24 protein-coding genes are annotated in these 26,324 nt (G+C 68.8%); 11 read left to right on the top strand and 13 right to left on the bottom strand.

Going from position 1 to position 26,324, the window contains the following annotated elements:
• Positions 1-48: 48 nt before the first annotated feature.
• Complete coding sequence (locus J2851_RS30095) at positions 49-3,615, bottom strand: DEAD/DEAH box helicase (protein WP_209771169.1); 3,567 nt, start codon at positions 3,613-3,615, stop codon at positions 49-51.
• A 315-nt stretch (positions 3,616-3,930) separates the two neighbouring features.
• On the opposite strand from J2851_RS30095, the gene J2851_RS30090 reads away from it, so the two are divergent.
• A complete protein-coding gene (locus J2851_RS30090; protein WP_209771167.1) occupies positions 3,931-4,428 on the top strand; it encodes a hypothetical protein in 498 nt (165 codons plus the stop codon).
• 52 nt (positions 4,429-4,480) lie between these two features.
• Here J2851_RS30090 and J2851_RS30085 read toward each other — a convergent pair whose 3' ends face one another.
• From J2851_RS30085 to J2851_RS30070, 4 genes are all read right to left on the bottom strand, one after another.
• Positions 4,481-5,485 (bottom strand): c-type cytochrome, encoded by a 1,005-nt coding sequence (locus J2851_RS30085; RefSeq protein WP_209771165.1) that lies wholly within the window; start codon positions 5,483-5,485, stop codon positions 4,481-4,483.
• A 57-nt stretch (positions 5,486-5,542) separates the two neighbouring features.
• A complete protein-coding gene (locus tag J2851_RS30080; RefSeq protein WP_209771164.1) occupies positions 5,543-6,838 on the bottom strand; it encodes an NAD(P)/FAD-dependent oxidoreductase in 1,296 nt (431 codons plus the stop codon).
• Positions 6,839-7,049: 211 nt separating this feature from the next.
• Positions 7,050-7,253, bottom strand: a complete 204-nt coding sequence (locus J2851_RS30075; RefSeq protein WP_209771161.1) for a YgaP family membrane protein — start codon at positions 7,251-7,253, stop codon at positions 7,050-7,052.
• Positions 7,250-7,597, bottom strand: coding sequence for an ArsR/SmtB family transcription factor (locus J2851_RS30070; RefSeq protein ID WP_209771159.1), 348 nt, complete (start codon positions 7,595-7,597; stop codon positions 7,250-7,252). The genes J2851_RS30075 and J2851_RS30070 overlap by 4 nt, the downstream gene beginning before the upstream one ends.
• Positions 7,598-7,710: 113 nt before the next feature.
• Here J2851_RS30070 and J2851_RS30065 point away from each other — a divergent pair, with 113 nt between their 5' ends.
• From J2851_RS30065 to J2851_RS30055, 3 genes are read left to right on the top strand one after another with little or no spacing between them, the layout of a single operon-like run.
• Complete coding sequence (locus J2851_RS30065) at positions 7,711-8,775, top strand: efflux RND transporter periplasmic adaptor subunit (protein ID WP_209771157.1); 1,065 nt, start codon at positions 7,711-7,713, stop codon at positions 8,773-8,775.
• Between the two features lie 13 nt (positions 8,776-8,788).
• Positions 8,789-12,097, top strand: coding sequence for an efflux RND transporter permease subunit (locus tag J2851_RS30060; RefSeq protein WP_209771155.1), 3,309 nt, complete (start codon positions 8,789-8,791; stop codon positions 12,095-12,097).
• A gap of 54 nt (positions 12,098-12,151) precedes the next feature.
• The gene (locus tag J2851_RS30055) at positions 12,152-12,475 is read left to right on the top strand and encodes a rhodanese-like domain-containing protein (protein WP_246501032.1); all 324 of its coding nucleotides are present in this window, start codon (positions 12,152-12,154) and stop codon (positions 12,473-12,475) included.
• A gap of 112 nt (positions 12,476-12,587) precedes the next feature.
• On the opposite strand, the gene J2851_RS30050 is transcribed toward J2851_RS30055, so the two are convergent.
• On the bottom strand, positions 12,588-13,451 hold the full coding sequence (locus J2851_RS30050) for an MBL fold metallo-hydrolase (RefSeq protein WP_209771152.1): 864 nt from the start codon (positions 13,449-13,451) through the stop codon (positions 12,588-12,590).
• 103 nt (positions 13,452-13,554) lie between these two features.
• Between J2851_RS30050 and J2851_RS30045 the strand changes: the two genes are divergently transcribed.
• Both J2851_RS30045 and J2851_RS30040 read left to right on the top strand, forming a co-directional pair.
• Positions 13,555-13,890 (top strand): ArsR/SmtB family transcription factor, encoded by a 336-nt coding sequence (locus J2851_RS30045; protein ID WP_246501031.1) that lies wholly within the window; start codon positions 13,555-13,557, stop codon positions 13,888-13,890.
• Between the two features lie 7 nt (positions 13,891-13,897).
• Positions 13,898-14,674: a sulfite exporter TauE/SafE family protein gene (locus J2851_RS30040; RefSeq protein ID WP_209771150.1), complete on the top strand. Its 777-nt coding sequence runs from the start codon at positions 13,898-13,900 to the stop codon at positions 14,672-14,674.
• A 131-nt stretch (positions 14,675-14,805) separates the two neighbouring features.
• Here J2851_RS30040 and J2851_RS30035 read toward each other — a convergent pair whose 3' ends face one another.
• The 3 genes from J2851_RS30035 to J2851_RS30025 form a co-directional block, all read right to left on the bottom strand.
• Complete coding sequence (locus J2851_RS30035) at positions 14,806-16,020, bottom strand: zinc-dependent alcohol dehydrogenase (RefSeq protein WP_209771148.1); 1,215 nt, start codon at positions 16,018-16,020, stop codon at positions 14,806-14,808.
• Between the two features lie 128 nt (positions 16,021-16,148).
• Positions 16,149-16,460, bottom strand: a complete 312-nt coding sequence (locus J2851_RS30030; protein ID WP_209771145.1) for a hypothetical protein — start codon at positions 16,458-16,460, stop codon at positions 16,149-16,151.
• A complete protein-coding gene (locus J2851_RS30025) occupies positions 16,457-16,579 on the bottom strand; it encodes a DUF3008 family protein (protein ID WP_209771142.1) in 123 nt (40 codons plus the stop codon). Before J2851_RS30025 ends, J2851_RS30030 begins: the two co-directional genes overlap by 4 nt.
• Before the next feature lie 121 nt (positions 16,580-16,700).
• Here J2851_RS30025 and J2851_RS30020 point away from each other — a divergent pair, with 121 nt between their 5' ends.
• The 3 genes from J2851_RS30020 (at position 16,701) to J2851_RS30010 (ending at position 19,193) form a co-directional block, all read left to right on the top strand.
• Complete coding sequence (locus tag J2851_RS30020) at positions 16,701-16,988, top strand: hypothetical protein (protein ID WP_209771139.1); 288 nt, start codon at positions 16,701-16,703, stop codon at positions 16,986-16,988.
• The gene (locus J2851_RS30015; RefSeq protein WP_209771137.1) at positions 16,978-18,045 is read left to right on the top strand and encodes an NAD(P)H-dependent oxidoreductase; all 1,068 of its coding nucleotides are present in this window, start codon (positions 16,978-16,980) and stop codon (positions 18,043-18,045) included. The genes J2851_RS30020 and J2851_RS30015 overlap by 11 nt, the downstream gene beginning before the upstream one ends.
• Before the next feature lie 299 nt (positions 18,046-18,344).
• Entirely contained in the window at positions 18,345-19,193 is an 849-nt protein-coding gene (locus J2851_RS30010) for an isocitrate lyase/PEP mutase family protein (protein ID WP_209771135.1), read from the top strand.
• A 216-nt stretch (positions 19,194-19,409) separates the two neighbouring features.
• Here the strand turns inward: J2851_RS30010 and J2851_RS30005 are convergent, their stop codons facing one another.
• Positions 19,410-19,865 (bottom strand): carboxymuconolactone decarboxylase family protein, encoded by a 456-nt coding sequence (locus J2851_RS30005; RefSeq protein ID WP_209771133.1) that lies wholly within the window; start codon positions 19,863-19,865, stop codon positions 19,410-19,412.
• A 199-nt stretch (positions 19,866-20,064) separates the two neighbouring features.
• On the opposite strand from J2851_RS30005, the gene sigJ reads away from it, so the two are divergent.
• Entirely contained in the window at positions 20,065-20,973 is a 909-nt protein-coding gene (gene sigJ / locus J2851_RS30000; protein WP_246501030.1) for an RNA polymerase sigma factor SigJ, read from the top strand.
• A gap of 310 nt (positions 20,974-21,283) precedes the next feature.
• Positions 21,284-21,853 carry a DUF305 domain-containing protein gene (locus J2851_RS29995; protein WP_246501029.1) on the top strand — a complete coding sequence of 190 codons (570 nt, stop codon included), beginning with the start codon at positions 21,284-21,286 and terminating at the stop codon, positions 21,851-21,853.
• 166 nt (positions 21,854-22,019) lie between these two features.
• Here the strand turns inward: J2851_RS29995 and J2851_RS29990 are convergent, their stop codons facing one another.
• Genes J2851_RS29990 through J2851_RS29980 form a run of 3 tightly spaced genes read right to left on the bottom strand, consistent with a single transcriptional unit; the run spans position 22,020 to position 25,818 of the window.
• On the bottom strand, positions 22,020-24,308 hold the full coding sequence (locus J2851_RS29990) for a xanthine dehydrogenase family protein molybdopterin-binding subunit (RefSeq protein WP_209771131.1): 2,289 nt from the start codon (positions 24,306-24,308) through the stop codon (positions 22,020-22,022).
• A complete protein-coding gene (locus J2851_RS29985) occupies positions 24,305-25,297 on the bottom strand; it encodes an FAD binding domain-containing protein (RefSeq protein WP_209771129.1) in 993 nt (330 codons plus the stop codon). Before J2851_RS29985 ends, J2851_RS29990 begins: the two co-directional genes overlap by 4 nt.
• Positions 25,294-25,818 carry a (2Fe-2S)-binding protein gene (locus J2851_RS29980; protein WP_209771127.1) on the bottom strand — a complete coding sequence of 175 codons (525 nt, stop codon included), beginning with the start codon at positions 25,816-25,818 and terminating at the stop codon, positions 25,294-25,296. Before J2851_RS29980 ends, J2851_RS29985 begins: the two co-directional genes overlap by 4 nt.
• Between the last annotated feature and the right edge of the window lie 506 nt (positions 25,819-26,324).

The following is a 26,324-nucleotide window of genomic DNA, read 5'->3' as shown; positions in this document are numbered from 1 at the left end:
GGCCACGCCTCCGCTTCGCCGGACGTGCCGGGGCGTCAGGCATCGGTGTCAGGCGTCGATGGGCGCCAGCAGGAAGTCCACATCCTCGGCGGTGAGCAGGCGCTCCGCACCGCCCGCCTCGTCGTAGACGGCCTCGCCCAGCTGGCGCTTGCGCTCCTGCAGCTGGACCATGCGCTCCTCCACCGTGCCCATGGTCACCAGCTTGTAGACGAACACCGGCTTCTCCTGGCCGATGCGGTGGGCGCGGTCGGTCGCCTGGGCCTCCACGGCCGGGTTCCACCAGGGGTCGTAGTGGATCACCGTGTCGGCCGCCGTCAGGTTCAGCCCCGTCCCGCCGGCTTTCAGGCTGATCAGGAACAACGGCGCCTCGCCGGCCTGGAACCGCCGCACCGGGGTGTCGCGGTCGCGCGTCTCGCCGGTCAACTCCACGAAGGGAACCCCCTGCCGTTCCAGTTCCGGCTTGATCAGGTCCAGCATCGAGGTGAACTGCGAGAACAGCAGGATGCGCCGCCCGTCCTCCAACAACTCCGGCAGCATCTCCAAGAGCCGCTCCAGCTTCGCCGAGGCCGCCCCCTTCGCCACACGCGTGCGCGCGCTCTCCAGCTTCACCAGCCGCGGGTCGCAGCACACCTGCCGCAGCTTCAGCAGCGCGTCCAGGATGGTGATGTGGCTGCGCGCCAGCCCCTTGCGCGCCACCTCCTCCCGCACCCGCTTGTCCATGGCCAGGCGGATCGTCTCGTACAGGTCGCGCTGGGCGGCGTGCGGCTCCACCGTCTCCACGATCTCCGTCTTGGGCGGCAGCTCGGAGGCCACCTCCTCCTTCGTGCGGCGCAGCAGGAAGGGGCGCACCCGCCGGGCCAGGACGCGCTGCCGGTCGGCGTCGCCACGCTTCTCGATGGGCGTGCGGAACTGCCGGCGGAAGCCGGTGCGGTCGCCCAGCAGCGGCGGCACGGCGAGCGCGAACAGCGACCACAGCTCGTCCAGGTTGTTCTCGACCGGCGTGCCGGTCAGGCACAGCCGCTGCCGCGCCTCCAGCGCCTGGGCCGCCTTGGTCGCCTGCGCGGCGGGGTTCTTCAGGTATTGCGCCTCGTCGAAGATCGCCAGATGCCAGGGCTGCGCCTCCAGCGCCTCGCGGTCGCGCGGCAGCAGTGCGTAGGAGGTCACCACCAGATCGTGGTCGCCGAGCGCGCCGTGCGCCGCCTTGCGCTGCGGCCCGTGCAGCACCAGCGTCCGCAGCCCCGGCGCGAAGCGCTGCACCTCGGCCCGCCAGTTGCCCAGCACGCTGGTCGGCGCCACCAGCAGGCTGGGCCGGTCGAGCCGCCCGGCCTCCTTCTCGGCCAGCAGGTGGGCCAGCGCCTGCACCGTCTTGCCCAGCCCCATGTCGTCGGCCAGGATGCCGCCGAAGCCGTGCGCGGCCAGGAACTGCAGCCAGTCCAGCCCGGCCTTCTGGTAGGGCCGCAGGGTCGCCCGCAGGCCCTCCGGCACCGTTGCGGCCGGCACGCCGCCGGTCGCGCGCAGGGCCTGGGCCATGCGCCGCACCGCGTCGGCGCCCAGCAGCGGGATGCCGACGGCCCCGGCGGCGGCCTCCAGCGCGGCGAGGTCGCCCAGGTGCGTCCGCCCGATCCGCAGGCCCGCACCGGCCCCGCCGTCCGGCTGCAGGCCGAACAGCTCCATCAGCACGCCGATCAGCGGGCGCAGGCGCCCGACCTCCAGCGGCAGGAAGCGGGTGTCGTCCACCTGGACGAACAGCACACCGTCCGGCGCCACCATCTCCAGCACCGCGTCGAGCCCGCGCGGCGGGCCGGTCTCGTCGCTGCCGCCGTTGTTGAAGGCCGCGTCGGCGGGGTCGAATTCGGCGGGGTAGAATTCGTCGGGGTAGAATTCGGCGGGGTCGAAGCGGCCCAGCGCCTCGATGACGGTGCGCAGCACGGGCAGCAGGTCGATGCGCTCGCCCCCGACCTCCACGCCCAACGACAGGCCGAACCAGTCGATGCCCGTGCCGTCACCGATCTCCAAGGCCCAGTCCGCTGGCGCGTCCAGAACCTGGTATGGGAAGTCCGGGTCGATTTCCACGCCCCAGCCTTCGGCACGCAGGGCCGACAAGCCTGTGTGGACCAGCTCCAGCCAGACGGATCGTTCCGCCAGCGCGTCGCCGGACGCCACGAACAGCGCCTTCTGCACCGGCGGACCGCCCCCGACGCTGAGCGGCATCGGATTGGGAACGAGATCGGCCTTGCGCAGGCGCTGCGCGGCCTTCGCCTCCTCCTTCGGCTGGCGGTCGGCCGTGACCAGGACGCCGTCCTCCATCCATTGCAGCGGCGTCGCCGGCCCGTTCGAGGCGACGCGCGTGGCGGCGTAGTCGAACGACAGCTCCGCAACGGGCACGCCGGTCGCCGTGGCGGAGCCGTAGGCGCCCGCCCCGTAGCCGTAGCCATAGCGGTGGTCATAGCCGTAGCCGTGCCGGGCGAGCCGCAGGCGCAGCCGCGGCCGGGGCGCCACGCGCCGGGTTTCCGTGCGGGTCGGCGGGTCCGGCAGGACCGGCAGCCGGTCGCCGAGCCGCCCCGCCGCCGCGCGAAAAGCGGCGACCTCGCTGGGCGGCAGCGGCGGCGCGCCCAGCAGCGTGGCGGCCACGTTCGGCGCCAGGCCCGTATCGATGGGGCCGCATTCTCCGCTGTCCGGGTCGAGGAAGAGGAGCGGCACGGTCGGCAGCGCGATGGCCGAGGGCGCCTCCAGCGCGATGGCGAAGCGCTGCCGCCCGGTGGAGTCGTGGTCCCAGCGCGGGGTCCCCGGCCGCGCCGGGCCGGCGCGCAGGGGCCGGCCGGTCCGGAAGTCGCCCCAGTGCAGGCGCCCGCTGCGCAGCATTCGCTCGATCAGCCAGGGAGCCCATTCCGCGGCCAGCGCAAAGCTGTTGGGGGTGGCATAGTCCGACGTTCGCGCCGCGACGGACAGGATGGCGCGGTCCGACGGGATGATGAATTTCGCCGCCGGCATGTTGCTCAATTGATGCCAGTCGTAGGTTTTGGCGTCGTTGGCGAAGCCGCCGTCCTTGCGCAGCGAGACCGACAGGACGCGCAGCGCCAGCCGGCGCCCGCCGTCGGTTCCCTCCTCCAGCCCCAGCACGTAGAGCAGGCGCTTGCGCACCGTCTCGGGGTAGGTGTCGCCGGCGTCGCGCGCCGCCGCCTCGTCCAGCCGGAACAGCAGCGCTTGCAGCGGGGCCGACAGTGCCGGCACCGGCGTCGGTGGGGCAGACGGGGCGAACTCGGCCGAAGAGTGGGAGGGGGGCCGGGCGGTGCGGTCGGCCGCCGTATCGTTCGGCTTCGTGTCCTGCCGCCGTGCCCAGGCGATCACGGCGGCGGCGACGTGCTTGCAGTTGTAGCCGACCGGGCAGTCGCACCCGCCGTCCACCAGCTGGACGGCGTCGCCCTTGACCGTCACGTCGATGTCCTGCTCGTAGGGCCGGCGCTCCGACCCCTGGACGCTGGCGGTGAGGGACAGGACACCCTTTCCGCGGGCGACCACGTCGAGCGTGACGACACGGCGTTCCCGCTCATAGCGCTGCCCACGCTCGAACGAGCCGGCGTCGAAGAAGCGGCGCAGGGACGACAGGGCGATCACGCGAGCTTTCTCCCAACGATACGGAACAGATCGGGGGCGCAGTATCGAACGTTCCCGCAGGGCGGACAAGCCCGGTTCCAAGGCACAGCCAGCGGTGATCCCCGAACGCGGCCGGCTGGCGCCTTCACGGCGCCCCCCAACCGTACCGAGACAGACGGTTTGTCCGGCCGCCGCCGCCAGAACCCTGCGTGCGGAAGGGGTACTGTCCGATGATGAAATGTGCCATGCTGCCCGATGCCGTGCAGCCGCTGTGGAAATGCTCCGGCAGCGGCCGCCCGCTGTCGGCTGATGCTTTGCTCTTCAAGGAGACGCAGCATGAGAACGGTTTTGGCGCTGGCGTTCTTCGTGCCTGGGCTCATTCTCGCGGGGCCGGGCAAGGCGACCGACCTGCACCGTTTCTGGGAGCAGACGTGTGGGGACTGCCACCCCCATGCCGGTGCCTTCGCCCAACGGTTCCTGACCGTGAAGAATGGGAAATTGCAGGGCGGTCATCACAAGGATGACCTGCTCGTCTTCCTGAACCACCATTATCTGCCGCAGGACCTCGTCCAGCCGATGTACGAGATGCTGCTCGCTCAGGCGAGCACGCCGCCGCGTTTCAAGGAACGGTGTGGGCGCTGCCACGAAACCGCGGCCGATCTGGCGCGTGAGTCCCTGGTCGTCCGTGACGGGGTGCTGCAAAGCCGCGAAAGCGGCCGTCCGGTCGCCGAATTCCTGCCGCGCCACGCGAAGCTGGGCCTGACGCCGGAGGAAACGGCGTTCTTCGTCGACCTGCTGACGCGCGTCGAACGCGAGGTCCATTCCGGCGGCTGAAAAGGGTGGCGGGGGAGCCCGAAAGCTCCTCCGCTGAAAGGGGCCGGACCGATCACTGCGCCGCCTGCCGCAACTCCTTCAGCTTGGCGCGGATCGGGTCGTAGGGGCCGTACTTGTGCTGCTCCGCCGGGAAGCCGTCCGCGAACGGCGGGAACGGCATGTCCACGGGCTTGCGCAGGCGGTTCGGGAAGTCCGTCTCCACACCCTCCTTGTGGGGGCGCGGCTGGCTGTTGACGAAAGCGATGACGTCGTAGGCGTCCTCGTCCGACAGCACCGGCGCCTCATGGGCCGTGCCCAACGGCATGTTGCTGTGGACGAAGGCCGCCGCGGTCAGGCCGCGGTACATGCCCGCACCGTCGTTGTAGCTGTCCGAGCCCCACAGCGGCGGGAACTGATAGCCCGCGCCGTCGCCGACCTGCCCCTTGCGCACGCCCTGGCCGTCTGGCTGATGGCAGGCGGCGCAGACCTCAGCGTAGACCTGTTTCCCGCGTTCCGGGTTGGCCGCGCGCGCCGGTTCCTTGATCGCCTTGGTGCCGGCGCCCTCGATCTTCGCCCCGACCGGAATGCCGGTGGACAGCCACTTCATGTAGGCGACGAACGCCTTCATCTCGGTGCCGTCCAAGGGCAAAGCCTTGCCGTTCATGCTTCGCTGCATGCAGCCGTTGACGCGCTCCTCGATGGTGCTGATGCCGTCCTCGCGCGCCCGGTACATCGGGAACACCGCGTGCACGCCGGTCCACGGCATGGCGTAGGGCTGGGTCCCGGCGTTCAGGTGGCAGCTTTGGCAGGCCAGGTTGTTGCCGGAGTAGCGCTTGGCCGGGTCGGCGGCCTCCGGGCCCAGATGCTTGTGGGTCTCGGTCGTCAGGGCGTAGCCGTATTTGATGAGCGTGCCGAGGTCGTCGTCCTTCACCGTCGCCAGATCCGGCGGCGTCCACTTGGTCAGGTCGATGGTCTGTGACGGCGGCTCCGCAGCCTGCGCCGTGCGCGACGGCGGGTGGATGGTCGCGCCGATGGCCAGAACGGCCAGCGCACCGATCAGCACCTTGATGGGCTTCATAGGGGGTGCCCTTTCGTAAACCTGACGTCTCCACAGCTGATTTCAAACGACGAGCGATCACACGTCGGTCGTCTCCGGGCTCGGCTCCTGGACGCGCTTCAGGCCAAGCAGTTTGAGCACGTAGCGCTCGTACACCGGCTCACTGATGCCTTTGCGGACCTTGCGCAGGAAGTAGCGCTCGAACCCCACCTTGGCGAGGTGCACCCAGCGCCCGTGCGCCGCCCAGTTGACGTTGCGCGGCGGGATCTGCGGCATGGCGACGAAGGCGACGCCGCTGTCGCCGAAGTCGGCCAGGCACAGGGCGTTCCAGGTCGGCTCCTCGGTTGGTTCCGTCCCGTCGAGCAGGGCGCGGATGTTGCGGGCCGTGGCGGTGACCATGGTCTCGATCATGTAGCCGGTCTTGGGCACGCCGACCGGCACGGGCGTCTTCTCGACCGGCGGGATGGCGATGCACACGCCAACGCCGAAGACGTTGCGGTGTGTCGGGTTGCGCTGGTGCTTGTCGGTCAGCACGAAGCCGCGCGGGTTGACCAGCCCCTCCACGCCGCGCAGCGCGCCGATGCCGCGGAAGGCGGGCAGCATCATGGTCAGACGGCTTTCGATGACGTGCTTCGCCTTCTCCTGGCCGTCCTCGCCGAATTCGGTGACGTGCACCGCCTCGGGCTCGAAGCGGTCGGTGCGGGCGTTGACGATCCACCTGATGTGCCGCTCGCGCAGCGCGGATTCCAGCAGGCCCTTGGTGTCCCCCACCCCGCCGAGCCCGAGATGGCCGATGTAGGGCTCCGAGGTGACGAAGGTGATCGGCACCTTGTGGCGGATCTTGCGGCGGCGCAGGTCGGCGTCGGCGATCATCGCGAACTCGTAGGCCGGACCGAAGCAGGAGGCCCCCTGCACGGCGCCGATCACGAGCGGGCCGGGGTTGCGGCAGAACTCTTCCCAGCGCTTGGCGGCCTCCACCGCGTGATCGACATGGCAGATGGAGATGGTGTTGGCCTGCGGGCCGAACCCCTCGATCTCGTCGAAGGCCAGTTCCGGGCCGGTGGCGATCACCAGCTGGTCGTAGCCGAGGCGGGAGCCGTCGTTCAGCTCCAGCGCGTTTTCTTCGGGCAACACGCGGCGACAGCCGACCGGTCTGAAGGCGATGCCCTTGCGGGCGAAGGGCTCGGCGAGCGGGACGGTTATGTCCTCCCGCCTGCGCCAGCCCACGGCCACCCAGGGGTTGGACGGCACGAACTGGAAATGGTCGGTGTTGGAGACGACGGTGATCCGGTCCTCCGGCCGCGTCAGGTCCTTCATCTCGTAGGCCATCGGAATGCCGCCGATGCCTGCCCCAAGGACGACGATGTGCGCCATGATCGTTTCCTCTCCTTGGCAGGGCCTTGTTCTCGGACGCCGTTCCCGGATGCCCGGCGGCCCTTGCGTTCTGTGGTGGGAGTGCGCGCGGGCGACCGCTTCCCGGGCCGTCCCCAGCGGAGGCCATGCCTTCCGCGTCGATGGTCACCGTACTTTATTAGGAAAGACTAATGAATGGCGCAGAGGAGGTACCGATCGTGGGGCCGCGCCTTCAGGGGAAGGCAACCCCGGGCCGGGCGCCCAGCCGCTTGAGGATCATCGCCAGCGGACAGAAGCCGGTGAAGGCGGCCTGGAGCAGGTTGGCGCCGACGAAGGCGGCCAGCCACAGCCACTGTGGGCTGTGCAGCTGCGACAGGGCCAGACTCAGCAGGACCACGGTCCCGGCGAAGGCCATCACGATGCGGTCGATGCTCATGTCGATGTCTCCCGGTGCAAGGGTTGACTTGAGGGCGGACGCGCGGCTGGCGAACGGTCGCAGTACAGCCCCGCCAGCACCTCGATCACGGCCGCCGCTTCGGCGCTGGCCAGCGCGTAGAAGATGGTATGGCCCTCGCGTCGGGTCTGCACGAGGCCCTCGGCGCGCAGCTTGGCCAAGTGCTGCGACAAGGCCGACTGGCTGAGCCCAACCGTGTCCACGAGGGCGCCAACGCACATCTCCCCGCGTGCCAGGAGGCAGAGGATGGAAAGGCGCCGTTCGTTGGCCAGCGCCTTCAGCAGGCGCGCCGCCGAACGGATGGGGCGGCCATCCAATTCATTCATTGACACTAAATTAGCTTGTTCTAAATTAACGGTCAAGAGGCGCCCATTCATCTCGTCTCGGGCATCTCGTCCCAGGCATCCCGTCCCAGGCATCCCGTCCAAGGTGGCCCGTCATGCCCCGTCGAACCGCACCCCTTGCTTTGGTCGCGACACTCCTGCTCGCCGCCGTTCCGCTGTCCTGGGCGCGCGCCCAGGCTAAGGCAGACGCCGACCGCCTCACGGTGCAGCCCCGCCCGGTCGAGGATCTGAAGGCCGTCTTCGCCACCGTGGAAAGCGTCCACGAGACGCTGGCGCGCACCCGCATCGGCGGCACCATCGCCGACCTGAAGGCGAAGGAAGGCGACAAGGTCGCCATGGGCCAGGTCGTCGCCACCGTGCGCGACCCCAAGCTGCCGCTGCAATTGGCGGCGCTCGACGCGCGCATCCAGGCCCTTCAGGCGCAGCAGCACCAGGCTGAACTCGAACTTGACCGCGCCCGCCAGCTGCGGGCGAGCGGTACCGGCACGCAGCAGCGGCTCGACGACGCACAGTCTGCGGTCGACGTGGCGCGCGCCCAGATCGCCGCCATGAAGGCGGAGCGCGCGGTGGTGGACCAGCAGCTGCGCGAGGGCGAGGTGTTCGCGCCCGCCAACGGCCGCATCCTCCAGGTCAAGGTGATCGACGGCGCGGTGGTGATGCCCGGCGAGCCGGTGGCGAGCATCGCGACCGAGACCTACGTGCTGCGCCTGCACCTGCCCGAACGGCACGCCCGCTTCATGCACGAGGGCGACCCGGTGCTGGTCGGCGACCGCGGGCTCGCCCCGGCCACGCCGCCGGGCGGAGAGGCGGCGCAGGAACCAAAGGCGCTGGACCTGAAGCGCGGCACCGTCCGTCAGGTCTATCCGGAGATGGCCGGCGGCCAGGTGGTCGCCGACGCCACTGTGACCGGGCTCGGTGACTTCTTCGTGGGCGAGCGCGTGCGCGTCTACGTCGCCACCGGCACGCGGGAGGCCTTCGTCATTCCGCCCGACTATGTGCTGCGCCGCTTCGGCACCGACTTCGTGCGGCTGGCCGACGGGACGGAGGCGCCGGTCCAGGTCGGCGGCCCGATTCCCAAGGTCGGCGACCAGTCCGGCGGGATCGAGGTGCTGTCCGGCCTGAAGCCCGGCGACGTGATCGTGCGTCCGGCCGGCGCGTGAAGGAGAGCGTGCGATGAAGCTCGGCCTGTCCGGGGTGCTGACGCGGACCTTCATCCGCTCCCCCCTCACCCCGCTTCTGCTGCTGGCCTCGCTGGTGGTCGGCACGGTCGCCCTGCTCTCCCTGCCGCGGGAGGAGGAACCGCAGATCAGCGTGCCCATGGTGGACATCCTGGTCCGCGCCGACGGGCTGAAGGCGGACGACGCCGTCGAACTCGTCACCAAGCCGCTGGAGGAGATCGTCAAGGGCATCGACGGGGTCGAGCACACCTACAGCCAGACCCTGGACGACCGCGTGGTCGTCACCGCCCGCTTCCTGGTCGGCACCTCGTCCGACGACGCGATCCTGCGCGTGCACGAGAAGGTGCGCGCCAACATGAACCGCATCCCGCTCGGCATTCCGGAGCCGCTGATCGTCGGGCGCGGCATCAACGACGTGGCGATCCTGACCCTGACGCTGGCCCCCAAGCCGGAAGCGGCCTCGCGCTGGACCGACACCGCGCTCTACGGCGTCGCGGACGAGTTGCTCGCGCAACTGGTGCAGGTGGAGGACGTCGGCCGCAGCTTCATCGTCGGCGGCCGCCCCGACCAGATCCGGGTGGAGCCCGATCCGGAGCGTCTGGCGCTGTTCGGGGTCACGCTGAACCAGCTCGTCGACAAGGTGAAGAACGCCAACCGCTCCTTCATCGTCGGCTCGGTGCGAAGCAACGGCGGCAGCCTGCCGGTGGTGGCCGGGCAGACGCTCCAGGGCACGGCGGACATCGGCCTGCTGCTGGTGACCACGCGGGACGGCCGCCCGGTCTACGTCAAGGATGTGGCCGACATCGTGGTCGGCGCTCGGCCGGACGAGAGCACGGCCTGGAACCTGCTGCCCGATGGCCAGAATAAGGCGGGGGGCAGCCTGGTCCGCACGCCCGCGGTCACCGTCGCTATCGCCAAGCGCGCCGGCGCCAACGCCGTGACCATCGCGGAGCGCGTGCTGGACCGCGTCCACGCCATCGAGCGGGAATCGCTGCCCAAGGACCTGACGCTGACCGTCACCCGCAACTACGGCGAGACGGCGAACGAGAAGGTCAACGAGCTGCTGTTCCACCTGGCGCTCGCCACCGCGACCATCGTTGCGCTGATCGTGCTGGCGATCGGCTGGCGCGAGGGCATCGTGACGCTGATCGTCATCCCGACGACCATCCTGCTGACCATGTTCGCGTCCTGGCTGATGGGCTACACCATCAACCGCGTCAGCCTGTTCGCGCTGATCTTCTCCATCGGCATCCTGGTGGACGACGCCATCGTGGTGGTGGAGAACATTGACCGCCACTGGTCCATGCGCGACGGCCGCAACAAGGTCCAGGCCGCCATCGAGGCGGTCGCGGAGGTCGGCAACCCGACCATCGTCGCCACCCTGACGGTCATCGCGGCGCTGCTGCCGATGATGTTCGTGTCCGGCCTGATGGGCCCCTACATGAGCCCGATCCCGGCCAACGCGTCGGCCGCCATGCTCTTCAGCTTCTTCGTCGCCATGGTGCTGACGCCCTGGCTGATGGTGAAGCTGCGGCCGGGCGAGGCGCCCGCGGGGCATGAGGACGGCCACAGCCACGGCCAGCACGGCGGCGGCGTGCTGGGGCGCCTGTACCTCTCGGTCGCGCGCCCGGTGATCCGCAGCAAGCGTAGGGCCTGGACGTTCCTGCTGGTGGTCGGCGTGGCGACGCTGGCCTCCACGGCGCTGTTCTACACCAAGGACGTGGCGGTCAAGCTGCTGCCCTTCGACAACAAATCGGAACTCCAGGTCGTCGTCGACCTGCCGCGTGGCGCCGCACCGGAGGATACGGAGCGCGTCCTGCTGGCCGCCGCGCAGAAGATCGCCGATCTGCCGGAACTGGCGAGCGTCCAGGCCTATGGCGGCACCGCCTCGCCCTTCAACTTCAACGGCCTGGTGCGCCATTACTACCTGCGCGACCAGCCGGAGCAAGGCGACCTCCAGGTCAACCTCGCCCCCAAGGGCGAGCGCAGCCGGAGCAGCCACGACATCGCGCTCGACATCCGGGCGCGGCTGAAGGACCTGCCCGTCCCCGACGGGACCTCCATCAAGGTCGTCGAGGTGCCGCCCGGCCCGCCCGTGCTCTCCACCCTCCTGGTCGAGGTCTATGGTCCCGACGCCGAGACGCGGCGCAAGGCGACGCGCGTCGTCCAGGACGCCTTCCGCAGCGTGGATTTCATCGTCGACGTGGACGACACCGTCCGTCCGCCCGGCGAGCGGCTGCGCTTCGCGCTTGACCGCGAGAGCCTGGAGTTCCACGGCGTGGAGGAGCAGGCGGTCTACGACACGCTGCAGGCGCTGGTCGGCGGCGTGCCGGTCGGCTACTCGCACCGCGGGGCCGGGCGCAACCCCATCGAGATTTCGGTGCGGCTGCCGAAATCCGGCCTGTTCCTGTCCGAACGCATCCTGGCGACGCCGGTGCCCGGCGCGCGCGGCACGGTGGAACTGGGCGATCTGGTCACCATGGCGCGGGAGCCTGCGTCCTACCCGCTGTTCCGCCGCAACGGCCGCTTCGCCGAAATGGTCATGGCCGATCTCGCCGGCCGGTTCGAGGCGCCGATCTACGGCATGCTGGCGGTGCAGGACCGGCTGAAGCAGATCGACTGGAAGGCCGCCGGCTTTGACCGCGAGCCCGAGTTCCTGCTGCACGGCCAGCCCGACGACCAGAGCAAGCCCGCGCTGCTGTGGGAGGGCGAGTGGGAGATCACCTACGTCACCTTCCGCGACATGGGGGCGGCCTTCGCGGTGGCGATCCTGGGCATCTACCTGCTGGTGGTCGGGCAGTTCGGCAGCTTCAAGCTGCCGCTGGTGATCCTGGTGCCGGTGCCGCTGACGCTGATCGGCATCGTGCTGGGCCACTGGCTGTTCGGGGCGGCCTTCACCGCCACCTCGATGATCGGCTTCATCGCGCTGGCGGGCATCATCGTGCGCAACTCCATCCTGCTGGTGGACTTCATCCGCCACCTGCGGGAGCGCGGGCTGCCGCTGCGCGAGGCCGTGCTGGAGGCGGGCGCCATCCGCTTCAAGCCGATCCTGCTGACGGCGGTCGCCGCGATGATCGGCGCCGCCTTCATCCTGACCGACCCCATCTTCCAGGGGCTGGCGATCTCGCTGCTGTTCGGCCTGCTGAGTTCGACGCTGCTGACCGTTCTGGTCATCCCGGCGATCTACATCGTGCTGCGCGGCGACGCCCCTGCCCCGCCAGCCCGACCCGCGCGCCCCGCGGAACCCGAACGTCCGCCGGTCACGCCCGCGCGCAGCGGCCAATTCGTCGAAACCCAAGGGTAAACCATGATGAAAACGCTTCTTCGCCTATTCGGCATCAATCGGAGTTCCGGCACCATGAACGCTCAGATCAAGACCGTCGATCCCGCCACCGTCATGGGCTGGCTGAAGGAGGGCACGGCGACCATCGTCGACGTCCGCGAAGCGCACGAGCACCGCGCCGCCCACATCCCCGGCGCCATCCTCGTGCCGCTGTCGCAGTTCGACCCGAGCCGCGTGCCGGTGGAGCCCGGCAAGCACCTCGTCTTCCACTGCCAGAGCGGGCGGCGCTGCGGCCCGGCCTCGGCCAGGATGGCGGAGAGCGGCTACACCGGCGAAATCAACCGCCTGAACGGCGGCATGAGCGCCTGGCAGGCGGCCTCCGGCCCGGTCGAACGCTAAAGCGGATTTCCATCATTTGCCGGCCGGGCTTCGGCCGCATGTGCGGCCGGCACCGAAGCGCTCCGGGCAATAGCCGCAGCCTCCACCGGTCACCTCGAAGAGAGCGCCGCGGTCAGAGCGCGTCGATTGGGATCTTCAGGTAGCGTTTGCCGTTCTCCTCGGGTGGAGGCAGCTGCCCGGCCCGCACGTTCACCTGCACCGAGGGCAGGATCAGCTTCGGCACGTCCAGGGTCCGGTCGCGGGCCGTGCGGAGCGCGACGAACTCGTCCTCGGCCACGCCGTCCCGGACGTGCACGTTGCGCGCCCGTTGCTCGGCGACCGTGCTCTCCCAGGCGTACTCGTCCCGCCCGGGTGCTTTGTAATCATGGCCGGTGAAGACCCGCGTCGCGGGCGGCAGGGCCAGGATGCGCCGGATCGAGCGGTACAGGGCGTGGGCGTCGCCGCCCGGGAAGTCGCAGCGCGCCGTGCCGTAGTCGGGCTGGAACAGGGTGTCGCCGACGAAAGCCGCGTCGCCCACGACGTAGGTCATGTCCGCCGGGGTGTGACCGGGCGTGTGAATGGCCTGCGCCTCCAACCGGCCGATGCGGAACCGTTCGCCGTCGGCGAACAGATGGTCGAACTGGCGCCCGTCGGCCACGAAGCCCGGTTCCATGTTGAACAGGGCGCGGAAGACCTTCTGGACCTCACGGATATGCTCGCCGATGCCGATGCGGCCGCCGACCCGTTCCTTCAGGTAGGGCGCCGCCGACAGGTGATCGGCGTGGATGTGCGTCTCCAGGATCCACTCGACCGTGAGGCCGCGCTCACGCACCAGCGCGACCATGCGGTCGGCCGAAGCGGTCGCGGTACGACCGGACTTCAGATCGAAGTCGAGCACGCTGTCGACCAGGGCCGCGGCCCGGGTGGCGGGATCGACGACGACATAGCTGACGGTGTTGGTCGCTTCGTCGAACAGCGGCATGACGTCGGGTTTCATGGAGACCTCCTGGCTGGCCCGCTGAGAGGGCGTTCCTGGTACCGCTTGAACAGGTGGTCCAACTTAATATATTAGTCAATACTGATTTACGGAGTTGGACGTTATGCCGGGCGCGCTGGACGATCTGCTGATGAAGCCCGCCGAGTTGGAAGCCCGTGCCGCGGAGGCCGAGGCGTTCCTGCGCTCGCTCGCGAGCCGCCATCGCCTGATGATTCTGTGCTCGCTGCTCGAGGGCGAGATGCCGGTGGGTGAACTCGTCCGGCGCCTCGGCCTCTCCCAGTCCAACCTGTCCCAGCATCTCGCGAAGCTGCGCGAGGAGGGACTCGTGGCGACCCGCCGGGACGGCACGGCCATCTTCTACCGCATCGGCTCAGACCGGGTTCGCCCCATCCTCGTCGAGCTCTACCGTCAGTTCTGCAACACCGGGCGCCACGAGTAACCCCAGGATGTCCGAGTTCCTCACGGTCCTGTCCGGCTCCCTGGTCGGCTTCTCCCTCGGCCTGATCGGGGGCGGCGGCTCGATCCTCGCCGTGCCGCTGCTGCTCTATGTCGTGGGAGTGCCCGATCCCCACGTGGCCATCGGCACCAGTGCCCTGGCGGTCGCCGCCAACGCCTTCGCCAACCTGGCCCAGCACGCCCGGGCCGGGACGGTGAAGTGGCCGTGCGCGGCCACCTTCGCCGCGTCCGGTGTGGTCGGCGCGTTCGCCGGGTCGAGCCTTGGCAAGGCTGTCGACGGCGAAAGCCTGTTGTTCCTGTTCGCGCTGGTGATGGTCGTGGTCGGGGTCTCCATGCTTCGGAGCCGGGGAAACGAGGGCGACCCGACGGTGCGCATCGACAAGACGATCGCGGTGCGCCTGATCGGCATCGGTTTCCTGACCGGAGCGGTGTCAGGCTTCTTCGGCATCGGCGGTGGCTTCCTGATCGTCCCCGGCCTCCTGCTCGGCAGCGGCATGGCGGTGCTCAACGCCATCGGCTCGTCGCTGTTCTCGGTGGGGGCCTTCGGCTTGACCACGGCGGCCAACTACGCGCTCTCGGGTCTGGTCGATTGGACGGTCGCCGGACTGTTCATCGCCGGTGGCGTGGTCGGCGGCTTCGCAGGCATGAGGGCCGCGGTCGGGTTGTCCACGCGCAAGGGCGCGCTGACCCAGGTCTTCGCGGGCGTGCTGTTCGCGGTGGCCGCCTACATGCTGTACCGGAACGCGGGCGCCCTGAGCCTTTTCTGAGGCGCCTTCGCCGGAACGGACGACACGTGTCGGCCCGGAGCGGAACGCCCGCCGCCGGGCCGATCGGTGCCAGGAAGGGCCTATCCGGCGGGCTTTCTTCCAGGCGCGGTTCCGCCGCCGTGTTTTTGTCCCTACACCCCCGGCACCAGCTCGACCTTGACCCAGCCGGGCTTGCGCAGGTCGAACTGCTTGTAGGCCTCCAGCACGTTGGTCATCGGTTCGACGTGCGAGAGCACCTGAAGCGGGTCCACCTCGCCCGACGCGACCATGGCGACCAGTTCGGGCAGGTACTTGCGATGGTTGCAGTTGCCGGAATTGATCGTCAGGTTCTTGTTCATCACCGCGCCGATCGGGAAGAATCGGTGCGTTTGCGGATAGACGCCGATGATGGACAGGGTCCCGGCCTTGGCCAGGGATTCCACCGCCCAGGTCGACACCAGCGAGGGGGCGTCGCCCGGCTTCCACTGGTCGCCCTGCGGGTTGGTCTGCGGCGCGATCTGCTGAAGCTCCTGCTGGAACTGCTGGGCCTGCTTTTCCAATTGCGCGGCGGCCGGGCCGGACTTCGGCCGTTCGGCGTCCACCCCCACCGCGTCGATGGCGCGGTCGGGCCCGATGCCGCCGGTCAGGTCGCGGATCGCCTGGATCGGATCCTCCTCGTTGAAGTTGACCACCTCGGCGCCCAAGGCCCGTGCCCGGTCCAGGCGCGAGGGATGGCCATCCACCGCGATGATGCGCGACGCGCCCATCTGGCGCGCGCTGAGGATCGCGAACAGCCCGACCGGCCCGCAACCCCACACGGCGACGATGTCGCCGTCCTTGATCTCGGCCAGATGCGCGCCGAAGAAGCCGGTCGGGTAGATGTCGGAGAGCAGGATCGCCTGGTCGTCGGTGACGCCGTCCGGCAGCTTGACGAGGCCGACGTTGGCGTAGGGCACGCGGACGTATTCGGCCTGCAGGCCGTCGAAGGGACCGGTCATCTCCGGCCCGCCGAAGAAGGCCGTACCGGCCTGCGGGCCGTTGGGGTTGGCGGTGTCGCACTGCGCGAAGTAGCCGGAGCGGCAGTAGTTGCACGAGCCGCAGCCGATGGTCGAGGGGATCACCACGCGGTCGCCGCGCTTCAGGTTGCGCACCATGGGGCCGACCTCCTCGACGACGCCCACGCCCTCGTGACCCAGGATGGTGCCGGGCTTCATGCCGGGCAGCGTGCCGCGGATCATGTGCAGGTCGGTGCCGCAGATGGCGCTTGCCGTGATGCGGACGATGGCGTCGGTGGGGGCTTGGATCTTGGGTTCGGGCACGTCGTCGACACGGATGTCGCCGACGCCGTGGAACACGACGGCTTTCATGGGGAGGCTCCCTGCAGGGGACGCGCGCGGGCGCGCCGGGCGGCGGTTCGTCCACCATGGCAACCGGAGGGGATCGAAGCGGTTCCCTCACCCTGCGGCGTATGCCGGCCGTTGCCTTCGGCCGGGCCTCACCCGTTGGACCAGCGCCGCCGCAGCGCCGCCCACTTCTGTTCCAGCCAGATCATGGCCCGCCCGACCGGCTTTCGCAGGAAGGGAACGTCCTGCGCAATGAGCAGCAGCCCAAGCGGCAGCATCTCGATGCCGAGCACCGGCAGGAACCACAGCGTGCTGCCGATGATGAACAGCACCCCCAGCGGGATGCGGATCCAGCGCGCTTTCGGATCGCGGAGCCAGCGTATGGCGCGGGCGACACGGTCGGGCGCCTGGTCCTCCAACCCGTCGTAGGCGCGGTCGAGCGTCTTCTGGCCCTTGTCCGTCATAGGTGGCCTGTGCCAATGGCCGTGACGCCCCGGAGGGTCGATTCCGGTTTGTCGCCGCGCTTGGCCGCGAGCGCCGCACCCGCCGCCATTTGCTGCTTCTTCGATTCCGCCTTGGCCATCGCACCGCTCCGAGGATTTCGGGGACAGCCTGTACCAACAGGATTGCACGGCCATGGTGCCGCGATGTCTCGCAGGACGCGCTGTTGACGCCGCATCCCTCCCTCGCCGCAGGAGCCGCCCATGCCCCGCAACGCGTCCGAAATCCTGGTGGACACGCTCGTCGAATGGGGCCGGAAGATGGTCTTCGGCCTGCCCGGCGACGTTCATCCGCTGAACGGGCTCTATGACGCCAAGCTGGACCGCACGCCGGTGCCGGCGATCACTGGCCTCCAGTGCGACCTGCGTGACGTACCGGCGGCCAGGGAAGATCCTGGTGATGAAGAACGACGCCCTCGGCCAGATCAAGCGGGAGCGGATGATGTTCCTCGGCAGCATCCAGGAGTCCTGACGGTGCGCCATGCGGCCTGACGATACGAACGGACACAAGGCGCCCGGCGAGCGTCCGCTGCGCATTCTGGTGATCGCCGGCTCCGACCGGCGCCAGTACAACTGCCCCGGCGTGGACAGCAAGGCACGCGCTTTGGCGCTCAGGATGGAACGGCGCCTTCCCCAGGATATCGAGATCGACGTGGAGGATCTCGGCAACCTCTACGGCCGCGCCCGCATCCAGAGCTGCAACGCCTGCGCCTCGACCTCCATGGCGCTGTGCGTCTGGCCGTGCAACTGCTACGGCAAGGACGACAAGGCCGAACCCGACCTGATGTGGGACCTCGACCTCTACGCCCGGCTTGACCTGGCGGACGCCTGGGCGATCATCGGGCCGATCAACTGGTACGGCCCGACCAGCAACCTGAAGCTCATGTTCGACCGGCTGGTCTGCGCCAACGGCGGCAACCCGCGCGAGGACCTGATCGACCACAAGGACCCGGAGAAGGCCATGGCGCTGGAGCGCAGCCCGGAGTGGGAGGCGCTCAGCCGGAACCACCTGGAGGGCCGGACCGCCGCCTTCTTCTGCTACGGCGACGAGGGCGGCGACGAGATTGCCCCCGACGGCCGGCCGAAGAAGCTGCGGCACCCGGCATGGTTCGACCCGGCCGAGGAGCCGTTCGGGAACGAGCGCGACGCCTACCGGTCACTGGTCTGGCAATGCCGCTACAGCGGGATCGAGGTGCCGGACCGGCTGTGGGCGCACGCGACGACCGGCAAGGGCAAACCCTATTCCGAGGATCAGGCCGAGCACATGGTCGCGGACTCCGCCTTCATGGCGGCCTTCGACAGCTGGGTGGACGCGGTCGCGGCGCATGTCCGCACCAAGGGAGCGGTGCCGCCTGGCGAGCACCGCGCCTTCGGCCATGATGCGCCCGGCCATCGGCTGGCCGATCTCCGGCTGAAATGGCGGGAGTTGCGCATGCAGGCCGGCAAGCCGCCTCCCGGCTCCTCTCCCGCCGAGCAGCAGGCGCGTGGGCTCAACGCGGACACCGGCTGGGATCCCAAGGCCTCCGAAGGCGACAAACGCCGTCGGTGATCCCGCCCGGGCCGGCCCATGCCGCCCTCAGGGCAGGCGCTCGATGCGGATCGGCAGATCGCGGACGCGCCGGCCGGTGGCGTGGAACACGGCGTTGGCGATGGCGGGTTGCGGATGCATCCGCCTGGAAGACCCATTGGCGGGTGAACGCCACTGGCGGCCTACGGGCTTTCCGTAAAATTCAGTGTCAGCAGCCAGGCCAATTTTGCACCCACCATAGCGAGAAAATGCCGCATTGCGCGGCGCCAAGTGCATCCTCATCACTGTCCGGCCACGATACCCCACCGGAGTTCCCACAGATGCAGGCCAAGAGTAAGACCCTGAAGGCACGCCTCGCACAGAAGCCGACACTGGTGGTGCCCGACGCCTATGACGCACTGAGCGCAAGATTGATTGAGCGCGCCGGGTTCGAGGCTGTCCAGTGTTCGGGCTACTCCATGGCGATCGCACAGGGCTACGCCGCGGAAACCAATCTCTCCTACAGCGAGAACCTCGAAGCGACGCGGCGCATCGTCAACGCCGTGACGGTCCCGGTCATGGCGGACGGCGAAGACGGTTTCGGCGATAAGGCCAAGCTTGAGCAGGTCGTCCGCGAGTTCATCGGCATCGGTGCCGCCGGAATCAACTTGGAGGATCAGGTGCTCGGCCGGTGGGGCGTGGCGCGCGCCGTAGTCGATGCCGACGAGATGGTCGAGAAGTTGCGCGTTGCCATGCAGGTGCGGCAGGCATCCCCGAATCCCGACTTCGTGCTCAACGCCCGTACCGACGCTCTGGCGACCGCTGCCGACCGGAGCGCGGGCCTGGAGGAGGCAGTCCGGCGCGCGAACCAGTATCTGGCCGCAGGCGCTGACCTTGCCTTCGTCACTGGTGTGCGCACGTTGGAAGAAGCACGCTTCCTGAAGGAACGCATTGATGGACCACTGACCCTCGCCACGGGCTTGGCCTACAATCTGCGCGAAATGCCGGTGGCTGACTTGGTTGAACTCGGACTGGCGCGCGTCAGCCTGCCCACCGTGCTCGTCACTGCCGTAGCTCAGGCAGTGGCGGACACGTTGGCAGCACTCCGCGTCTCCGGGACGCTTGATGGCACGGCCGGAGATCAGGCAATGGCGGGGGTGGCCACGATTGCTGGCTTAGCTGCGCGCTGAGGGCAGCCGAGAGTCGCAGAACGGCCTTTCCGGAAGACGGTGGGCCTCGGCCTCCTCGTCCCCATCTGGTGCGGATGGCACGGCCGCTACTGCGATCATCTGCCCTTCTACCGCCAGGCGCAGATCCTGGCGTGCGGTGTGGACTGAAGGATTGGGCCAGTGTCTCGCAGCCCGACGCTCACAGCCATGGGTTGGATCCTGAATGGTGGAAGCGGATCAGGCCTTGGCCTTGACCGGGAGCCGAAAGGGCGCGCCCAGCCGGTTGAACGCGTTCATGGCCGCAATCGCGATCGTGAGGTCCACGAGATCCTTGGGCGCGAAAGCCGCGCTTGCGGCCGCATAGGCTTCGTCGGAGGCGTGCGTCTCGCTGACGAGCGTGACTTCCTCCGCCCACGCGAGCGCGGCGCGGTACTTGTCGGGAAACAGGTGGGGCACCTCGGCCCAGACCGGAACGAGGGCAACCTTCTCGAACGGCATCGTGTCCAGGAGGTCCCGGGTGTGCAGGTCGATGCAGTGCGCGCAGCCGTTGATCTGCGAAACCCGCAGAAAGACGAGGTGGATCAGTTCGTGGGGTAGGTCGGTGCCCGTGGTGATGTAGTGGTGGATGCCGAAAAGGGCCTTTGCACCCTGCGGCGCCACCTCGTTCCAGACCAGCCGTTTGTTCTCGCTCATGACATGTCCTTATGTTCAGAACGCCGGAGATCGACGTTCGAAGCCATGACGGGCCAAGCGGTCAGGGTGTGACATGCCACTCAGCATTTCCGTTCGAAGCGGCCGATGTCACATCCGGGCACGTCCGATCGTCTTGTCCCCGGGTTCGGGATGCGCGAGCGAAGGGAAAGCGGATATGGTCGGCGAGGGAACGGGGCGGATGGAGGCGATGGACGATCGGCGGACCGCCGAATTCGAGGCGGAGCGCAGGCGACTGACACGCCTGGCCTACCGGATGACGGGCTCGCTCACCGAGGCGGAGGACGTCGTGCAGGACGCATGGCTGCGGTGGGTTGGGGTGGAGGGTGGCATCGATTCGCCTCCCGCCTATCTAACCCGCATCGTCACACGCCTGTGCCTCGACCGACGCCGCGCCGCGCGGGCGCGGCGGGAAACCTACGTCGGACCCTGGCTGCCAGATCCTCTCGTGGGTCCCGTGGAGCCGGACGAAACGGTCGCCGACGACGTCACGGTCACGTTGATGCTGGTCCTCGAGCGTCTGTCGCCTCTGGAGCGGGCCGCTTTCCTTCTCCATGACGTCTTCGACGTGCCGCTGACCGAAGTGGCCATCACCCTCGACCGCGAGCCGGCCGCGGTTCGTCAACTCGCAGCGCGCGCCCGCAAGCACGTGCAGGCCGCACGTCCCCGCTTCAACGTCGAACCCGCGGATGCGGACCGGATCACGCGTGCCTTCTTCGCCGCGGCGCGCGACGGGGACGTGGCGGCGCTTTCGGCGCTGCTGGCAAGGAATGTCGAGATCCACACCGATGGCGGCGGCAAGATCCTTGCCTTCCGCAATGTCATCCAGGGCGTCGAGCGGGCCCTGCGCCTTTTTGCCGGGCAGCGGCGCAAGAATGCCGTACCGCCGACGCTGCTTCGTGTCGTCACCATCGACGGCCTGCCAGGCTACGTCAGCCTCGATCGAAGCGGCGTGCTTCAGACAACCGCGCTCGACATCCGCGAGGACGGGATCGCCGCGATCTACATCGTCAAAAACCCGGACAAGCTGTCTCACTTGGCGGCAGAAGTGGAGTTTCCAAAACGCACCGCGCCGATACCACCAACCTGATGGGCTCTGTTGCAAACTTCGGTGAACCCACAAGGCGTGGGGTGGCGACCAGGCGCTCACCTCGCCAGCTGTTGTGGTCCGCCGAGACTTTGCAACAGAGCCGTCAACGCCTGATCCGGTGCGATCACGCTCCGCTTACTCTGCTTCGATCCCTACACCTGATACGCAGCCAGTCTTAATCAGTCCCTCTCATTCTCGCTCGGGCGGTTTCCGTGGAGCGGCGTGCCACGACAATGGGAAGCCGCGCGGGAACAATAATGAAGGAGATTTGTTCCCCCTCATCGAACAGGATGAGGCATAGGAAACCACAATGGCACACGAGCGAGATCACCATAAGCACATGATGACAATGGGCTGGGGACGGTTCGTGGCGATGATTGCAACCTCAACCTTCATTATGTTCTTTTTGATGTACCAGCTTGTTTATTCACTCGATCACGCCCTGTTCAGCGTAAACCGGATGATCTCCTCGCTCGTTATGGGGTGTGTCATGACCATCGTAATGCTGGGCTTCATGTGGCCGATGTACAGGGGCATGGTCACTAAGATCGCCGTACTGGTCGGAGCCGTGGTGGCCGGAGGTGCACTCCTCTACGTGAACCGCAGTCAGAGCCTGATCGACGATGTCAGCTTCATGAAGTCGATGATCCCGCACCACTCCATCGCCATCAATAACGCGAGCAACGCGAGCATCAGCGACCCCCGCGTGCGTAAGCTCGCGGACAAGATCATCGAATCACAGGTCCGCGAGATCGCTGAAATGAAGCTGCTCATTGACGGCATTGGTAACGATGGCAAGCGCGGGAGTCAGCCCCTTCCTGCCCGACCGGCTCAGGTCACGCCCGATATGGAGCAGCAGATACGAGAGGCGGTTCAATAGCGCCGTCGAGCCAGCGGACCGTGTCGGCTTCCGACGGAGCATGCCACTCTCGCTTGGCTTCTAAGTAGAAAGGGGCAACACCTGGAGTAATGTTGCAGGCCATGCGGCCCGCGACACCGACCGGCGCATGGAGGACGTCCCCGCGCGCCGGCCGGCCTTCCCGCGATCAGCCGCGGCCACCAGCCAGTCCGCTCAGGATCTTGTCCACGGTGATCGGCAGGTCGCGCACCCTAACGCCGGTCGCGTGAAAAATGGCGTTCGATATGGCCGCCGGGACGCCGACGATGCCGATCTCCCCCACGCCTTTGGCGCCCAGCGGGTTGACGAGGTCGTCGTGCTCCTCGACGAAGATCACGTCGATGTCGTGGACGTCCGCGTTCACGGGGATGTGGTACTCGGCGATGTCGTGATTGACGTAGCGGCCGAGGGTGTGGTCGGTGAGGGTTTCCTCTTCCAGAGCCATGCCGATGCCCCAGACCACCGCGCCCATGATCTGGCTCGCCGCCGTCTTGGGATTGATGATCCGTCCGGCGGCGACGGCGCTGACGACGCGCGTGACCTGGACCGTGCCCAGGTCCTCGTCCACCCGCACCTCCGCGAAGACGGCCGAGTGGGTGGCCAGCGTGTGGCGGGACCGCGCCAGATAGTAGGGGATCGAGCGCGCCTCCTCCTCGATGGTCAGCAGGCCGGCGGCCCGCATCACCGCGGTGATGGAGACGCGCCGCGACGGGTCCGCCCTGGCCGCCAGATGGCCGTCGGCGAGGATCACCTCCTCGTTCCCGATCCCGGCCAGCGGCCCGTCGTCCATTTTGATGGCAAGCCCGACCAGCCGGTCGCGCACCCGGTCGCAGGCCGCCTTCACCGCGGAGCCCACCGACGACACGGTCCACGATCCGCCTTCGATGGGGGCCATGGGCAGCGAGGAATCGCCGAGATGGAACGCCACGTCGTCCAGCGGCAGGCCCAGGATGTCGGCGGCGATCTGCGTCATCACCGTGTAGGTGCCGGTGCCGATGTCGGCCGTGGCGCTGCCGACCACGAGCTTCCCGTCGATGCCCAGCTTGGCCTTGGCCACCGCCTGGCCCTGCATGGCGTCCCAGACGCCGGCGGCCATGCCCCAGCCGATCAGCTGCCGGCCGTCCCGCATGGACCGCGGCGTCGGGTTGCGCCCGGCCCAGCCGAACCGCTCCGCCCCTTGCGCGAAGCAGGCGCGCAGTTCCTTGCTGGAAAAGGGATTGCCGGTGTTCGGGTCGACGTCCGTGTAGTTCTTCAGCCGCAGCTCAATGGGGTCCATGCCGAGCTTGTGGGCCAGCTCGTCCATCGCGATCTCGATGGCGGGAACGCCGGTGGCCGCGCCGGGAGCGCGCTGGTCCAGCGGCGTGTGCACGTCGAGCCGGCACAGCTTGTAATCCAGCCGGACATTGTCGCACTTGTACTGCTGGCCCGACCAGTTGACGACGACCTCGACGTAGTTCTCGTTCTGCGAGCTTTCCTGCACGGCCTCGTGGATCAGCGCCGTCAGCGTGCCGTCCCTGGAGGCGCCCAGCGCCACCCGCTGGATCGTTTCCGGCCGGTGCCCGAAGCTGAACATCTGCGGGCGCGACAGCTCGACCCGCACGGAGCGCTTGAGCTGCGTCGCCGCCAGCACCGCCATGAACAGCTGGTGCTGCGGGCGCAAGCCGGAGCCGAAGGCGCCGCCGACGAAGGGCGACAGCACGCGCACGCCGGACTTCGGCAGGTCGAAGACGTTGCAGATCCAGGTGTGGCTGTTCTGCGCGCCCTGCGTCTTGTCGTAGACGGTGAGCGTCCCGTCCTCGTGGTGGACGACGGTCGAGGCGTGCATCTCCATGGGATTGTGATGCTCGGTGGCCTGGGTGAACTCCAGGTCCACGGTCATCTCGGCCTCGGCCAGCGCCTTGTCGGCGTCGCCGCGCGGCTTCGGCGGCGGCTCGAACCCGCCCTTGTCCTTGCCGGGCGTGTAGGTGTCGTCGCGGTGGGCGTGCAGGTCGGTGCGATGCGGCGCCGCCTCGTACTCGACCTCGACCAGACGGGCGGCGTAGCGGGCCAGCTCGAAGCTGTCGGCCACCACCAGCGCCACCGGCTGCAGGGAATGGATGATTTCCGCGTCGTAGAGCGGCCGGAAGGGGGAGCCCTTGGGCGCGTCCTCGTCCTTCCATTTGCGGTCGAACCAGGCGAGGCTCGGGCGGTTCTCGTGGGTGAAGACGTGCAGCACGCCGGGCAGGGCCAGCGCCGCGCTGGCGTCGATGCGCGTGATGCGCCCCCGGGCGATGGTGCTGGACACGATGTAGCCGTGGGCGAGGCCGGGCGTGCTGAACTCCGCCGCGTACTTGGCGCCGCCGGTCACCTTCAGCCGGCCGTCGACGCGGCGGGCGGGCCGGCCGATGTGGGCGCCCGGCTCGGTCAGGACGTCGGGGATGCTCGGTTTGGCGATCATGGATGCTCCACTCCGGCGGCCTCCGCCAGGGCGCGCAGGATCGCGCGCTCGGCAAGCTCAATCTTGAAGGCGTTGTGCTCGAACCCCTTGGCGTCGCGCAGGATCGCCCGGGCGGCGGGGGCGAAGCTCCCGGCCAGCGCCGGCTTGCCGACCAGCATCGCCTCGGCCTGTTCGTCCCGCCACGGCTTGTGGGCGACACCGCCCAGCGCCAGCCGCGCCGCGCGGACGGTGCCGTCCTCGATCTCCAGCGCGGCGGCGACCGACACCAGCGCGAAGGCGTAGGAGGCGCGGTCGCGGACCTTGAGGTAGGTGGAGTGCCGGGCAAAACCCTGCGGCGGCAGGTCGATGGCGGTGATGATCTCGTCCGCGGCGAGCGTCGTGTCGAGGTGCGGCGTGTCACCGGGCAGGCGGTGGAACGCGGCGAAGGGGATGGCACGCCCGCCCTTCGGTCCGAGGACCTGAACGGTGGCGTCCAGCGCCGCCAGGGCGACGCACATGTCCGACGGGTGGGTGGCGATGCAGTGCTCGCTGGCGCCCAGGATCGCGTGGATGCGGTTCACACCGGTGATGGCCCCGCAGCCGGAGCCCGGCTCGCGCTTGTTGCAGGCTGTGCCGCTGTCGTAGAAGTAGTAGCAGCGGGTGCGCTGCAGCAGGTTGCCGCCGTTGGTCGCCATGTTGCGCAACTGCGCCGAGGCGCCGGCGAGAATGGCCTTGGACAGCATGGGATAGCGCGTCTGCACCCGGTCGTCGTAGGCGGTGTCCGCGTTGCGGGCGAGCGCGCCGAGGCGCAGGCCGCCATCGGGCGTCTCCTCGATCTGGTCGAGCGGCAGGCGGGAGATGTCGACCAGATGGGCCGGGCGCATCGCGTCCGCCTTCATCAGGTCGAGCAGGTTGGTGCCGCCGGCGACGGGCCGTGCGCCCGGGGTGCCGGTCAGGATGCGCACGGCCTCGTCCAGCGTGCCGGCGCGGCTGTAGGTGAACGCCCTCATCCCTCGTCGGCCTCCATCACCTGCCGGATGGCCGCCACGATGTTGGGATAGGCGCCACAACGGCAGAGATTGCCGCTCATCAGCTCGCGGATCTCGTCGGCGGTCTTCGCCTTGCCCTCGCTGAGCAGCCCGACGGCCGAACAGATCTGGCCCGGGGTGCAGTAGCCGCACTGGAAGGCGTCGTGCTCGATGAACGCCTCCTGCAGCGGGTGCAACGTTTCGCCGCGCGCCAGGCCCTCGATGGTCGTCACCGCGCGCCCGTCCTGCATCACCGCGAGCGTAAGGCACGCGTTGATGCGCCGGCCGTCCACCAGCACGGTGCAGGCGCCGCACTGGCCATGATCGCAGCCCTTCTTCGTTCCGGTCAGGTCCAGATGGAGGCGCAGGGCGTCCAGCAGGCTGGTCCAGGGGGCAACGCGGAGCGTCCGTTCGACCCCATTGACCGTCAGCGTAACCGGAAGCTCTTCCGGCGGTGGGGCCGGTGCGGCGGCAACGGACGCACGTCCGGTTGACTGTGGCATGGAAACTCCTGGGGCGGGGTGAACCGACCGGGCCGCGCGCCGGCCACGGGACGCCGTGGGCCGGCACGGAAGCGCCGACCGACCCGAGGTCCAACAGAACCAACAAAACAGGGCCGGGCGCGTTCCAAGGCGCTTGGCGATGCCGTCGGTGCTCTCCCGTCCGGCGGTGGTCGAGACATGCAGAGGGCTGCCTCTGGCTCCCGACCTTCGCAGGGGTCATCGAGTGCGGCCGTGCGCGGCTGGCGGCGGCTCAAGCGAACGCCGGTGATCCTCGTGCATGGGCTCGTGATCTCCAGCCGCTCCATGGAACCCTTGGCCGACCTTCTGCGCCGCCATGCGCGTCCGCAACTCGTTCGGTCGCCAGATCCTGGACGAACGTCCAGAGGCGGTCAGTCGGACGCGCACAGACATCCAGGGCTATCGCATTTGGCGCCAAATCCCTCTCCCGTCCCGGGAGAGGGTGGCCCGAAGGGCCGGGTGAGGGTGCCGACAAGGATCAAGTCGCT

The sequence above is a fragment of the Azospirillum rugosum genome, assembly GCF_017876155.1.
Lineage (GTDB): Bacteria > Pseudomonadota > Alphaproteobacteria > Azospirillales > Azospirillaceae > Azospirillum > Azospirillum rugosum.
Note: the sequence above shows the minus strand (reverse complement) of the source record. Positions and strands in the feature narration are given on the sequence as shown.